This window comes from Jiangella ureilytica, from assembly GCF_004348545.1.
Classification (GTDB): Bacteria; Actinomycetota; Actinomycetes; order Jiangellales; family Jiangellaceae; genus Jiangella; species Jiangella ureilytica.
The window spans coordinates 23,987-36,132 of the sequence record NZ_SMKL01000011.1; the positions used below are offsets into that span (position 1 = coordinate 23,987).

Sequence of the window (12,146 nt, forward strand, 5' to 3'; positions counted from 1 at the left end):
GTCAGAACGTGTAGCGGGTCTGGCTGTACGGCTCCTTGGTGAAGGCCAGCACCTTGGCCGGGGTCAGCGCGAAGACCACCGCCTCGTGATCCGGATTCCCCTCGTCGAGGAACACGCCGTCGCCGACGGTGAACTCCCAGCCGAGCTTGTCCTTCCAGAGCCGGACCAGCCGGGCGAGTCGGTCGTTGCTGGTCTCGCGGGTCACCGGGCCCTCGACCACGACATCGATCCCCGAGGTGAACGAGTTCGTCCCGGTGGTCAGCACCACGTCGCGGTTGACCTCGATGTTCTTCGCCTTCTGCTCATGCGCCCCGGTGCAGAAGTACAGCCCGCCCTCCAGCCACATGGCCGGCAGCGGGGCCACGTGCGGGCGGCCGTCGCGGCGCACCGTGGACAGCCAGAACATCTGCGCCGACTCGATCACCTCGAGCGCCCGCTCCCAGGGCAGCGCCTCGGCCCGAGGGTCGCTGAACTCGCCGACGATCGACGTCTCCATGGGCAGCACCCTAGACCGGTCGAGCGCTACCCGGCGGCGGCCTCGGCCGCCTTGACGGCGGCGACGTAGCGGCGGGCGGCGTCGCGGAGGGCCTGTTCGGGGTCGATGCCGCGCTCTCGGGCGGCTGCGGCGAGCGCGAACAGCGCGTCGCCGACCTCGTCAGCGGACGAGGGGACGCCCCGCGGGACGGGGACGTCCACGGCCACGCCGGCCTTCTCGGCCCGGTGGACGAGCTTCGCGGCGAGCGAGAGCGCCGGCTGGGCGAGCGGAACGCCGTCGACCGCGGAGGAACGGCCCTTCTCCTCGCGCTTCAGCCGCTCCCACCGCTCCCCCACGTCAGACGCGGACGACGCCTGGACGTCACCGAAGACGTGCGGGTGACGGCGGACCAGCTTGGCCGCGATGCCAGCCGCCACCTCGTCGATGCCCCACGGTCCCGCAGAACGCTCCTCGGCCAGCCGCGCGTGGAACACCACCTGCAGCAGCAGGTCACCGAGCTCCTCGCGCAGGTCGTCGTCGTTGCCGGACTCGATGGCCTCGAGGGTCTCGTAGGTCTCTTCGAGCAGGTACGTCGCCAGGCTGCGGTGGGTCTGCTCGGCGTCCCAGGGGCAGCCGCCGGGCGAGCGGAGCCGGTCCATGACGGCGACGAGGTCGAGCAACCGCGACCCCGGCAGGTCCTCCGAGCCCACCACGATCGACGCCGAGGCCGACCCCGACGGCGACCGCAGGCTGCCTCCGTGGTCGCCCGGCGGGAGCAGCCACACCACGTCACCACCCTCAGCGGGCGGCGAAGGCGCCACGCTCACCGGAACACCCGCCGCCCGAAGCGCCGCCACCTGCGGGTGCGCCTCGTCGGCGACGTACACGGCGGCGGCCGAGCGCAGGGCGTCCCACGCCGCCGCGGAGAGCAGCCCGGGTGCGACCCGCGGGCTGGTGACCAGGAGGACCAGGCTCACGAAGCCGGTTCGGAGATCGAGCCGGTGTCGGCGCTGACGGCGAGGTCGTCGCCCCAGGTGCCGTAGCGCGGGTTGACCTCGACGCCCAGCTCGTTGCCGAGGTCGACGAGGGTCTCGGTGAGGGCGGCGTTGTCGGCGCCGTTCTCCTCTGCGAACGCCTGCGCGATCAGCTGGTCGGCGACGCCGGCGCGGAAGGCGTCCTCGGTGTAGCCGGCCTGCGCGAGCGCGGCGTCGAGGTCGCCGCCCGGCGCCTGCGCCGAGATGCCCTCGATGGCGTCGTCGATGTCGGCCTCGCTGACCTGGATGTCCTCGTCCTCGGCCAGCCGCAGGAAGATCTCGTGCTGGATGTGCCGGGTGAGGACGGTCCGCTGGAACGCCGGCATGCCGCCGGCGGCCTCGACGTCGAAGCCCTCGAGCCGCTGCGCGCGCTCGACCTGGTTCTGCAGGTCGTCGACGGTGAACCGGTCGCCGTCGATGACGACGGCGGAGCCGATCTGCTCGGAGTCGCACGCGGTCAGCGCGAGGGCGCTGGCCGCCGCGAGGGACGCGATGACGATGCGTCGGATGGTCGACACGGTGATCCTCTTCGTCGGTGCTCGAGTTTCGGCTACAGCGGAACGGACGATGCCCGCGCGCATCTTATCCAGCCCGGCTTCCGGCCACGTCGGGCTGGTGGGCGATGACGTCGTCGATGACGGTCTTCGCCCATGCCAGGAGCTCGACGCCGCGCAGTTGCGGCCCGCCGATCTGGGTCGGCCGCGGCCGGGGTACCAGCATGGTCCCGACGGCGTCCTTGACCAGCGACTTCGGGTACAGCCGGCTCAGCCGCACCCGCTGCCAGTCGGCCAGCTCGACGTGCGCGAACCGGATGTAGGTGCCCTGGACGGTGACCTCGGAGAGCCCCGCCCGCCGCGCGTGCGCCCGGAACCTGGCCACGGCCAGCAGGTTCTCGACCGGCTCCGGCGGCTCGCCGTACCGGTCGACGAGCTCTTCGAGCACGGCGTCGACGGCGGCGTCGTCGGCCGCCTCGGACAGCCGCCGGTACGCCTCGAGCCGCAGCCGCTCGCTGGCGACGTAGTCGTGCGGGATGTGCGCGTCGACCGGCAGCTCGATGCGGACCTCGGGCGTCGCGTCGGCGCCGTCGCCGCGGTACTCCGACACCGCCTCCCCGACCAGCCGCACGTAGAGGTCGAACCCGACGTCGGCGATGTGGCCGGACTGCTCGCCGCCGAGCAGGTTGCCCGCGCCGCGGATCTCGAGGTCCTTCATGGCGACCTGCATGCCCGAGCCGAGGTCGGAGTGCTGGGCGATGGTCGCCAGCCGCTCGTGCGCCTCTTCGGTCAGCGGCGTCTCGCGAGGGTAGAAGAAGTACGCGTACGCCCGCTCGCGGCCACGCCCGACCCGGCCGCGGAGCTGGTGCAGCTGCGACAGGCCGAGCCGCTCGGACCGGTCGACGACGAGGGTGTTGGCGTTGGAGATGTCGAGGCCGGTCTCGACGATGGTGGTGCAGACCAGGACGTCGACCTCACGTTGCCAGAACGCGTTGATGACCTGCTCGAGAAGGTGCTCGCCCATCTGGCCGTGCGCCGTCGCGATGCGCGCCTCGGGCACCAGCTCGCGCAGGTGCGCCGCGACCTTCTCGATGGTGTCGACGCGGTTGTGCACGAAGAACACCTGGCCGTCGCGCATCAGCTCGCGCCGGATGGCCGCGCCGACCTGCTTCTCGTCGTAGCCGCCGACGTAGGTGAGGACGGGGTGACGCTCCTCGGGCGGAGTGGTGATGACGCTCATGTCGCGGATGCCGGTGATGGACATCTCCAGCGTCCGCGGGATCGGCGTCGCCGACATGGTCAGCACGTCGACGTTGGCGCGCAGGTGCTTCAGCTTCTCCTTGTGCTCGACGCCGAAGCGCTGCTCCTCGTCGACGATGAGCAGGCCGAGGTCCTTGAACCGGACGTCGCCGGTGATGAGCCGGTGCGTGCCGATGACGACGTCGACCGTGCCGTCGTGCAGCCCTTCTATCGTCTCGGCGGCTTCACTATCGGATTGGAACCGCGACAGCGCCCGGACGGTCACCGGGAACGGCGCGAACCGCTCCGAGAAGGTGGAGAAGTGCTGCCCCACCAGCAGCGTCGTGGGCACCAGCACGCCGACCTGCTTGCCGTCCTGGACCGCCTTGAACGCCGCTCGGACGGCGATCTCGGTCTTCCCGTAGCCGACGTCGCCGGCGATGACGCGGTCCATGGGGATCTCGCGCTCCATGTCGCGCTTGACCTCGTCGATGGTGGACAGCTGGTCCGTGGTCTCGACGTACGGGAACGCGTCCTCGAGCTCGCGCTGCCACGGGGTGTCGGGACCGAACGCGTGGCCCGGCGCGGCCTGGCGCGCGGCGTAGAGCTTGATCAGCTCGGCGGCGATCTCCTTGACCGCCTTGCGGGCGCGGCCCTTGCGCCTGGCCCAGTCGCTGCCGCCGATGCGGTCGAGGCTGGGCGCGTCGCCGCCGACGTACTTGGTGACCTGCTCGAGCTGGTCGGTGGGGACGTACAGGCGGTCGGCCGGCTGGCCGCGCTTGGACGCCGCGTACTCGACCACCAGATACTCGCGGGTGGCGCCCTGCACCGTCCGGCTGGTCATCTCGATGTACCGGCCCACGCCGTGCTGGTCGTGCACCACGTAGTCGCCCGGCTTGAGCTGGAGCGGGTCGACCTGGTTGCGGCGACGGCTGGGCATGCGGGTGGTGCCCTTGGTGGACACCCGCTGGCCGGTGAGGTCGTCCTCCGTGAGAACAGCGAGGACGGCCGAACTCGCGACGAAGCCGTGCTTGAGCCCGCCGGTGGTGACGAGGACGACGCCCGGCTCCGGCACGGTGTCGACGTGCTCGACGTAGCGCGCGGGGACCTCGGACTCGCCCAGCACCTCGACGACGCGCTCGGCCGTGCCGTGGCCGCCGGTGACGAGGACCGCGCGGCCGCCCGTGGCCAGCCAGCCGGACAGGTCGGCGACGGCGCGCTTGGTGTCGCCGCGGTAGGTCTCGGCCGGGCGCACGTCGAGCTCGCGGGTCTCGACGGCGCCGGCGGTGACCAGGTCTTCGCCGAGGTCGACGGCGTACAGGTCGGCGTCGAGGTCGACCTTCTCGGGCCGCGCGGGGCGCGAGCCGTCGCCGTCGTCGATCGAGCCCAGTCCGAACGAGCTGAGGCTCCACCACGGCAGCCCCCGCCGGATCGCCTGCGCCCGTACGTCGCCGAGCGTGCGGTACGCCGCCGCGCCGAGGTCGATGGGAGCCTTGCCGCCGCCGGCCGCCGCGGCCCACGACGCGTCGAGGAACTCCCGGCTGGTGGCGACCATGTCGTGCGCCCGGGTGCGGACCCGCTCGGGGTCGCAGACGAGGACGTGCGTGCCGGCGGGCAGGAGGTCGATCAGCATCTCCATGTCGTCGACCAGCGCCGGGGCCAGCGACTCCATGCCCTCGACGGCGATGCCGGCGGCGATCTTCTCGAGCATCTCGCCCAGTTCCGGGTGCTCGTGCGCGAGGGCCGCCGCGCGCCGCCGGACGTCGTCGGTGAGCAGCAGCTCGCGGCACGGCGGCGCCCACAGCCCGTGCTCGGCGACGTCGGTGGAGCGCTGGTCGGCGACGGTGAAGTAGCGGACCTCCTCGACGGTGTCGCCCCAGAAGTCGACCCGCAGCGGGTGCTCCTCGGTGGGCGGGAAGACGTCGACGATGCCGCCGCGGACGGCGAACTCACCCCGCCGCTCGACGAGGTCGACGCGGACGTAGGCGGCCGCGGCCAGCTGCTCGACGACGGAGTCGAGGCTGACGTCGTCGCCGGGGCGCAGCGCGACCGGGCGCAGGTCGGCCAGCCCGGCGACCTGCGGCTGCAGCACACTGCGCACCGGCGCGACGACGACCTTGATCGGCCCGCCGGACTCGAGGTCGGGGTGGACCAGCCGGCGCAGCACGGCCAGCCGGCGCCCGACGGTGTCGCTGCGCGGCGACAGGCGCTCGTGCGGCAGCGTCTCCCAGGCCGGGTACTCGACGACGGACTCCGGCGGCAGCAGGCAGCGCAGCTCGGTGGCGAGGTCTTCGGCCTCGCGGCCCGTGGCGGTGACGGCGAGCACCGTGCGGCCCGCGCCGACACCGTCACCGTCGCCCGCCCCGTCGGCCGCGATGGCGCCCGCCACGAACGGGCGCAGCGCCGGCGGCGCGGTGAGGTCGAGGGCGGTGACCGCAGCCGAGCGCGCGTCGGCGACGGCCGAGCGCAGGGTGGGGTCGCCGTCGTCGCCGAGCAGGGCGGACAGCAGGCCGCTGAGACTCATGGTGGAACCTTCCGGGCACGCAGACATGCCCCCGCACCGGCTGGGGTGGGGGGTCACTACGAGCTTACGACGTCTCGCCGACAACGTCGGTGTGCTTCGCGAGTGGCGTGACGGAGCGGGTGGTGTGAGAGTGGGGCGAGGGCGCCTGACGACACCGTGTCGTCGCCGCGGACGGCGGAGTGTGGTCCCGTGTGGAGTTTTGATGACGAGCCGTGATTCCGGCCAGTGGTCTCCCCTTCCGCCCGAGTTCGTCGAGAGCCACCCGGCCGCCACCCCTACACAGGAGGAAGCGGCGACGGTCGACGAGCCGGCCGAGGTGGTCGGGCTGGGTGCCGTGTGCGATCTGCACCGGGTGTCGGCCGACGGCCGGACCGTGAGCTTCTCGGTGAGTGAGTTCGCACTGGTGAAGGACGGGCGACGAGTGGTCCTGCGCGGCGCACTCGGGTTCACGACCGCCTGGGGATCCGGCGTCCCGGCCACGTCGCCCGTCTGGAGCTCCTTCACCGTGCAGTCCCTGACGCAGGAGGTCCTCGCCGTCGTCCTCCCCGATGACGACGACGGCGAGGACCACCCCTGGGAATGGCTGGCCGAACTGGCCCGTGACCGTGGGATCGTCGTGACCGCCGACGACCTGCGGGGCGTCCCGTACGAGGTGGAGCTCACCGACCGCGTCCTCGCACTGATGGCGCCGGCCTAGACATCCCACGGCTCTAGCTCGTCAAGCGGCTGCTTGGCGGGCGTGACGGGCCAGGACGACTCGTTTGGTTCCCGAGGCGCGGGTGACCGGCGCCATCCCGGAGCGTTCTTCCGCGCCCGTGCATCGGCGTAGCGGTGCGGGTCGTCGCCGAACTCGGCGAGTACCCGGGCGCCGAGGATCTGACCCAGCCCGGGTTGGGACTGGTAGCTCTCAACGTCCGGGTGACGGCCGAAACCCGCCTTCACCTTCTCTTCCATCACACCGATCTGGGCCACGATCTCGGAGGTGACCCGCGACCGGCGAGCTGATCGCTGCGGCATAGGCGTCGACCACGCCACCGCGGGGGTGGGAGCTGGTCGCTGCGCAGGGCCTGGACGATCTGCTCGGCCCGGCCGTCCGGATCGTCGGGCTGGCGTCGAACACCAACGACTACTCGCGGCTGATGGAGGTCCAGGCCTTCACGTCCTGAGACGCGACGCGACCGGGCCGCCCCAGTGGACGGCCCGGTCGCGTGCGTTCCGGCTCGTCAGTGCTCGAGCTGCGGCAGGCGCTGCAGCGGCTTCGGGAGCCACCAGTTGCGCTCCCCCAGCAGCACCATGATCGACGGCAGCAGCACGGCCCGGACGATGGTCGCGTCGATGAGGATCGCCGCGGCCAAGCCCACGCCCATCTGCTTGAAGTCGATGGCGCCGAGCGTCGCGAAGATCGAGAAGACTGCGACCATGACGACGGCGGCGCTGGTGACCACGCCGGCGGAGCGGATGATGCCGGTGCGGACCGCCTCCCGCGTCGTCATGCCGGCCTTGGCGCCCTCGCGGATCCGGCTGACGACGAAGACGTGATAGTCCATCGACAGGCCGAACAGGATCACGAAGAGGAACAGCGGCAGCCAGGTGATGATCGCGCCGGTCGACTCGAAGCCCAGCAGCCCCTCGGCCCAGCTGTTCTGGAACACCAGCGTGAGCAGGCCGTAGGACGCGGCGACGGAGAGCAGGTTCAGCCCCGCCGCGGTGAGCGCCACCGCCAGCGACCGGAACGCCATCACCAGGACGACGATGGTCATGAGCAGCACGAACCCGATGACGATCGGCATCCGGTCGGCCAGCAGGCCGCGGAAGTCGACGTTGCCCGCCGTCATGCCGGTGACGCCGCTCTCGACGCCGTTCAGGTCACCGAAGGTCGCCGGGACCAGGTCGTCGCGCAGCGTCTGCAGCGACGCCTCGGCGCGGTCGTCGTCGTGCTCGTACGGGACGGGGACGACGATCTCGGCGACGGAGCCGTCGGTCGAGTACTCGGCGGTGAGCCCGTCGCTCGCGGCGAACTCCGGGTCGGCGGCGACGGTGTCGCTCAGCGTCGCGACGGCGGCGTCGACGGAGGTGCGGTCGAGCGGCGAGCCGTCCGCCGTCCAGACGGCGATGTCGTGCGCGGCGCCCTCGGCCGGGAAGGCCGTCGTGATGGCGTCGTAGGTCTGCACCTCCGGCACGTCCTTGGACAGGTCGGAGACGCCGGGCTGCGAGAGCTTCATGCCGATCGCCGGTGCGGCCAGAGCGAGCAGCGCCAGCAGGCCCGCCGTCAGCGCCGTCTTCGGGTGCCGCAGCACCGGGCCGAGGATCGCGCGCCACACGCGGGGCTCGCCGCCGTCGCGCCGGCGCAGCCGCCACAGCAGCGGGATGCGCGGCCGGTCGATCCAGCGGCCGAAGATCGCGAGCAGCGCCGGCAGCGCCGTGACGGAGCCGACGACGGCCACCGCGACGACCAGGATCGTGCCCACGGCCAGCGACTGGAAGGTCGCCTCGCCGGCGAAGAACATGCCCGCCATCGCGATGATGACGGCGAGCCCGGACACGACGACGGCCCGGCCGGAGGTGGCGGCGGCGACCGCGACGGCGTCCATGGTGCCGCGGCCCTTCTCGCGCTCCTCACGCTCGCGGCGGACGTAGAACAGCGAGTAGTCGACGCCGACGGCCATACCGACCAGCAGCACGACCGAGGCCAGGATGTCGGTCGACGGAACGACGTACGACGCGAACGCCGACAGCCCCATGGCCGCGACCACGGACGACAGCGCCAGCAGCACCGGCACCGCGGCGGCGATCAGCGCGCCGAACACCACGAGCATGATGAGCAGGCTGACCGGCAGCGACAGGTACTCGGCGCGCTGCAGGTCGTCCTCGTAGACCTTGTCGAGGGCGTCGCCCAGGGAGGCGTCGCCGACCTGACCCACCTCGAGGCTGCCGTCGGCGCCGTCGACCACCTGGCCGATCTCGGCGGCGGCCGCGCTCGCGGCGTCCTCCTCCTCGGCGTCGGTGCCCTCGGGGACGTCGAGCGTCACCTCGTAGAGCGCCGCGGTGCCGTCCTCGGACACCTGCGGCTCGGACACGGCGGTGACACCGGGCGCGGCCCCCAGGTTCGCGGTGAGCGTCGTGACGGCGTCCGATCCGGTGTCGACGGCGCCGCCGCCGGCGGCCCGGACCAGCACGGACTCCGTGACCGGGTCGTCGAAGTCGGCCTGGATGAGCGCCCTGTCGGCCGCGGCGGAGGCGCCGACCCCTTGGTCGCCGTCCTCCACCTCCTTCGTGCCGACGGCGCCGCCACCGACGATCGCGGCGGCGACGAAGGCGAGCCAGAGGACGAGGGCCAGCCACTTGTGGGTCGCGCTCCAGCGGGCGACGCGCACGACGAGGCCGCGGCTGGGCGGCGGAGGTAATGGCGGGGTCGGTGCGGGCGGTCGGTCGAGAGGGAGGGTCGTGGTCATGGTGCATCCCGTCGGCAAGATGTCGGTGAGGTCGGCTCTCACTCTCGCCGTGCGGGGATCACGCGGTAACCCGGAAAGCCCCCGATTCGCCCTGGGGGAATCCCCCGGTTGCGTACGGGGGACATCCCAGAGAAAGACCGCTGACCAGCGGGTTCAGCAGTCGGCCTCACCGCGGCCGACGTCGGGAGGCTTCGTCCGTGATCGGGCTTCTTCGCGGTCGCCGAGGCGCCGCGAGGGAACACGATCACGGCGGGAGACGAGCGGCCGGTGCCGATCAAACAGCACCTCACTCGCCTGAGGGCCGCATCGCGGCCCCAAGTCTGCGCCATCCGGTCGGGCGGGGTGGCGTGCACCGCCGCCAGTGAGGACAGCGGCCCAGTGCCGCAAGCGCTCAGCTGTCGGCGGCGATCTCCGCGGAGCGGACGGTGACCGAGGCGATGAACTCCTCGTCGACCTCGTGGCCGAGGCCGGGCGCCGTCGGCACCGTCACGACGCCGCCGGCGGCGGTGACGGGCGGGGTGACGACGTCGCGCTCGTAGTACTTGTCCGAGGCCGACACGTCGGACGGGAGGGTGAAGCCGGGCAGACTCGACAGCGCGACGTTGGCGGCCCGGCCGACGCCGAACTCGTGCATGCCGCCGCACCAGACCGGGATGTCGTGCTCGGCCGCGAGGTCGTGGGCGGCCACCGCGGGCCCGAGCCCGCCCAGGCGCGACACCTTGATGTTGAGCACTCTGAGCGCCCCGAGCACAACCGCCGTGCGCAGGTCGTCGAGGGTGTCGATGGACTCGTCCAGACACACCGGCGTCGAGATGTCGCGCTGCAGGGCGGCGTGTGCGAGCAGGTTCCGCGGCGCGAACGGCTGCTCGATCATCGTCAGTCCGTGCTCGTCGAGCGAACGCAGCGCGCGCACCTCGTCCTCGGACTCGCCGTAGGCGCCGTTCGCGTCGACGTGCAGCAGCAGGTCCGGGAACGCCGCCCGCACCGCCCGCACCGGCTCGACATCCCAGCCGGGGGCGATCTTCAGCTTCGCCCGCGGGTAGCCGGCCTCGACGTGCTTGGTGACCTCGGCGAGCAGGTCGCCGATGGTCGGCTCGATGCCCAGCGACACCCCGGCCGTGACCGTCGCACGGGTGCCACCGAGCGCCGTCGCCAGCGACACCCCGCCCGACAGCGACCACAGCGCCCATGCCGCGATGTCGACGCCGGCCTTGGCGAACTGGTGGCCGCGCACGTTCGCCCACAGCCCGGCCACCTCGGCGGGGTCGTCCCACCGCACCCCGGCGACAGCCGGCAGCAGGTACCGCTGGGCCACCAGCCAGCAGGTGTCGGCCGTCTCGGGCGAGTAGTACGGGTCCGAGGCCGACGCGATCTCGCCCCAGCCGACGGCGCCGGATTCGTCCGTGAGCCGCACCAGGATGTGGTCGAGGTGGTCCTTGGCGTGCGAGCTGGTGCGGAACCGGTGCACCAGCGGCAGCCGGACCAGGTGCAGCGACGCGTGGGTGACGCGCACGGTCAGTCCTCCCAGTAGAGGTCGAGGTCGCGGGCCAGCCGGTCGCGCTCGGCCAGCCGGCGGCGGGCGCCCTTGGCGCTGGCGGTGGTGAGCGTGGCGAGCAGGTGCACGACGGCGGCGACGGCGGTGGGCGAGTCGGTGAACGAGGCGCTGGCGGTCGGCACGACGATCGACTGGCCGGCGGCGGCGACGAGGGGCGACTCCGCGGTGTCGGTGACGGCGACGACGGCGCCACCGGCGGCCGCGAACCGCTCGGCCAGAGCGACGGTTTCGCGGCGGTACCGGCGCAGCGAGACGGCCACCAGTACGTCGGTGTCGCGCACGTCGGCCAGTACGTCGACGTGGCGGACCAGGGTGCCGTCGATCAGCGTGACGTTGGCCAGGCCGGCCGAGAGATCGACCGCGAGCAGCGACGCGTAGGCGAAGGACTTGCCGGTGCCGGCGACGAACCGCCGCCGGGCCGCGACCACCGTCGCCGCGGCGGCGGCCACGGAGCCGTCGGCCGCGACCCGCTCGAACGCGTCGGCCAGCGTCCGCGTCTCCTGCTCGATGACCCGTGCCTGCAGCGCCGCCGCCGACGACGGCCGCTGCAGCCGCGCACCGAACCGCTGCGACTGGCTCGAGAGCTGTTCCGCCGCGCTCATGCGGCCGCCCGGACGAAGCGGTAGACGGCGGTGGAGTCGGAGACCCGGACACAGGAGGTGGCGACCGAGCCGCCGCCGACGAGCCGATCGATGACGGCGCCCAGCTCACGCCGCTGCTCGGGCCCGGCCTCGAGCGGCACCGGCAGCCAGGTGTCGGGGCCGGCCGCACGGGGCCGGAGCCAGCCGGCGGGGTCGGCGAGGTCGGCGGGCAAGCCGGCCGGCGCCGGGGCCTCGCGGGCGCGCCGCTCGTCGTCGAGGTCCCAGTCGACGATCAGGCGGTCGGTGCCGGGGAGCCCGAAGAAGTCGGCCCGGAACCAGCGGCCGACCGCGCCGAGCACGTCGAAGTTGAAGTGCGCGTTGCGGGTGACGGCCGGGTCGAACGACCAGCGCATGCGGGTCTGCCCACCGGCCAAGGCGACCTCGCGCTGGCCGCGCTTGAGCGCCCGGCCGAGGCCCAGCCCCTGGTGCTTCGCGTCGACCACGGCGGCCTGCGAGTAGTGGTAGACCTCGCCGCCGTCGATGCCGACGAACCCGTACGCGAACGCGACCAGCTCGCCGTCGTCGCCCCGGACGCCGACCACCGAGCCCCCGTTGGCCGCCAGCGACGCGAGCAGCCGCGGGTTCACCGAGTGGGCGGGGTCCTGGTAGCCGAAGACCTCGCGGTAGAGGCGGGCGGCACCGGCGAGATCGGCCGCGGACGTGAGCCGCTCGACGCGCGGACCATACGGTTCATAACTCATCGACAAGCCACCCTATTGACGACCACATGAC

At 72.7% G+C, this 12,146-nt stretch carries 10 protein-coding genes; 1 reads left to right on the forward strand and 9 read right to left on the reverse strand.

Going from position 1 to position 12,146, the window contains the following annotated elements; genetic code table 11:
- Position 1: 1 nt before the first annotated feature.
- The 4 genes from E1212_RS06635 to mfd form a co-directional block, all read right to left on the reverse strand.
- On the reverse strand, positions 2-496 hold the full coding sequence (locus E1212_RS06635) for a pyridoxamine 5'-phosphate oxidase family protein (RefSeq protein WP_131980578.1): 495 nt from the start codon (positions 494-496) through the stop codon (positions 2-4).
- Between the two features lie 26 nt (positions 497-522).
- Positions 523-1,452 (reverse strand): nucleoside triphosphate pyrophosphohydrolase, encoded by a 930-nt coding sequence (locus E1212_RS06640; protein ID WP_131980580.1) that lies wholly within the window; start codon positions 1,450-1,452, stop codon positions 523-525.
- Positions 1,449-2,027: a SurA N-terminal domain-containing protein gene (locus E1212_RS06645; RefSeq protein ID WP_162605358.1), complete on the reverse strand. Its 579-nt coding sequence runs from the start codon at positions 2,025-2,027 to the stop codon at positions 1,449-1,451. Before E1212_RS06645 ends, E1212_RS06640 begins: the two co-directional genes overlap by 4 nt.
- Positions 2,028-2,091: 64 nt before the next feature.
- On the reverse strand, positions 2,092-5,766 hold the full coding sequence (gene mfd / locus E1212_RS06650) for a transcription-repair coupling factor (RefSeq protein ID WP_131980584.1): 3,675 nt from the start codon (positions 5,764-5,766) through the stop codon (positions 2,092-2,094).
- A 202-nt stretch (positions 5,767-5,968) separates the two neighbouring features.
- Here mfd and E1212_RS06655 point away from each other — a divergent pair, with 202 nt between their 5' ends.
- A complete protein-coding gene (locus E1212_RS06655) occupies positions 5,969-6,463 on the forward strand; it encodes a hypothetical protein (protein WP_131980586.1) in 495 nt (164 codons plus the stop codon).
- Here E1212_RS06655 and E1212_RS31025 read toward each other — a convergent pair.
- From E1212_RS31025 to E1212_RS06680, 5 genes are all read right to left on the reverse strand, one after another.
- Positions 6,460-6,738: a hypothetical protein gene (locus tag E1212_RS31025; protein ID WP_131980588.1), complete on the reverse strand. Its 279-nt coding sequence runs from the start codon at positions 6,736-6,738 to the stop codon at positions 6,460-6,462. The genes E1212_RS06655 and E1212_RS31025 overlap by 4 nt on opposite strands.
- 251 nt (positions 6,739-6,989) lie before the next feature.
- Positions 6,990-9,218, reverse strand: coding sequence for an MMPL family transporter (locus E1212_RS06665; RefSeq protein ID WP_131980590.1), 2,229 nt, complete (start codon positions 9,216-9,218; stop codon positions 6,990-6,992).
- 391 nt (positions 9,219-9,609) lie between these two features.
- Positions 9,610-10,731, reverse strand: a complete 1,122-nt coding sequence (menC, locus tag E1212_RS06670; protein ID WP_131980592.1) for an o-succinylbenzoate synthase — start codon at positions 10,729-10,731, stop codon at positions 9,610-9,612.
- A gap of 2 nt (positions 10,732-10,733) precedes the next feature.
- Positions 10,734-11,375 (reverse strand): SIS domain-containing protein, encoded by a 642-nt coding sequence (locus E1212_RS06675; protein WP_131980594.1) that lies wholly within the window; start codon positions 11,373-11,375, stop codon positions 10,734-10,736.
- Positions 11,372-12,115, reverse strand: coding sequence for a GNAT family N-acetyltransferase (locus tag E1212_RS06680; protein WP_131980596.1), 744 nt, complete (start codon positions 12,113-12,115; stop codon positions 11,372-11,374). Before E1212_RS06680 ends, E1212_RS06675 begins: the two co-directional genes overlap by 4 nt.
- Positions 12,116-12,146: the final 31 nt, after the last annotated feature.

Excerpts from the sequence above, each read along its gene's own strand:
- E1212_RS06655 (WP_131980586.1), top strand. The coding sequence starts at position 5,969 with ATGACGAGCCGTGATTCCGGCCAGTGGTCTCCCCTTCCGCCCGAGTTC.
- E1212_RS06665 (WP_131980590.1), bottom strand. The coding sequence starts at position 9,218 with ATGACCACGACCCTCCCTCTCGACCGACCGCCCGCACCGACCCCGCCA.
- E1212_RS06680 (WP_131980596.1), bottom strand. The coding sequence starts at position 12,115 with ATGAGTTATGAACCGTATGGTCCGCGCGTCGAGCGGCTCACGTCCGCG.
- E1212_RS06675 (WP_131980594.1), bottom strand. The coding sequence starts at position 11,375 with ATGAGCGCGGCGGAACAGCTCTCGAGCCAGTCGCAGCGGTTCGGTGCG.
- mfd (WP_131980584.1), bottom strand. The coding sequence starts at position 5,766 with ATGAGTCTCAGCGGCCTGCTGTCCGCCCTGCTCGGCGACGACGGCGAC.
- E1212_RS06635 (WP_131980578.1), bottom strand. The coding sequence starts at position 496 with ATGGAGACGTCGATCGTCGGCGAGTTCAGCGACCCTCGGGCCGAGGCG.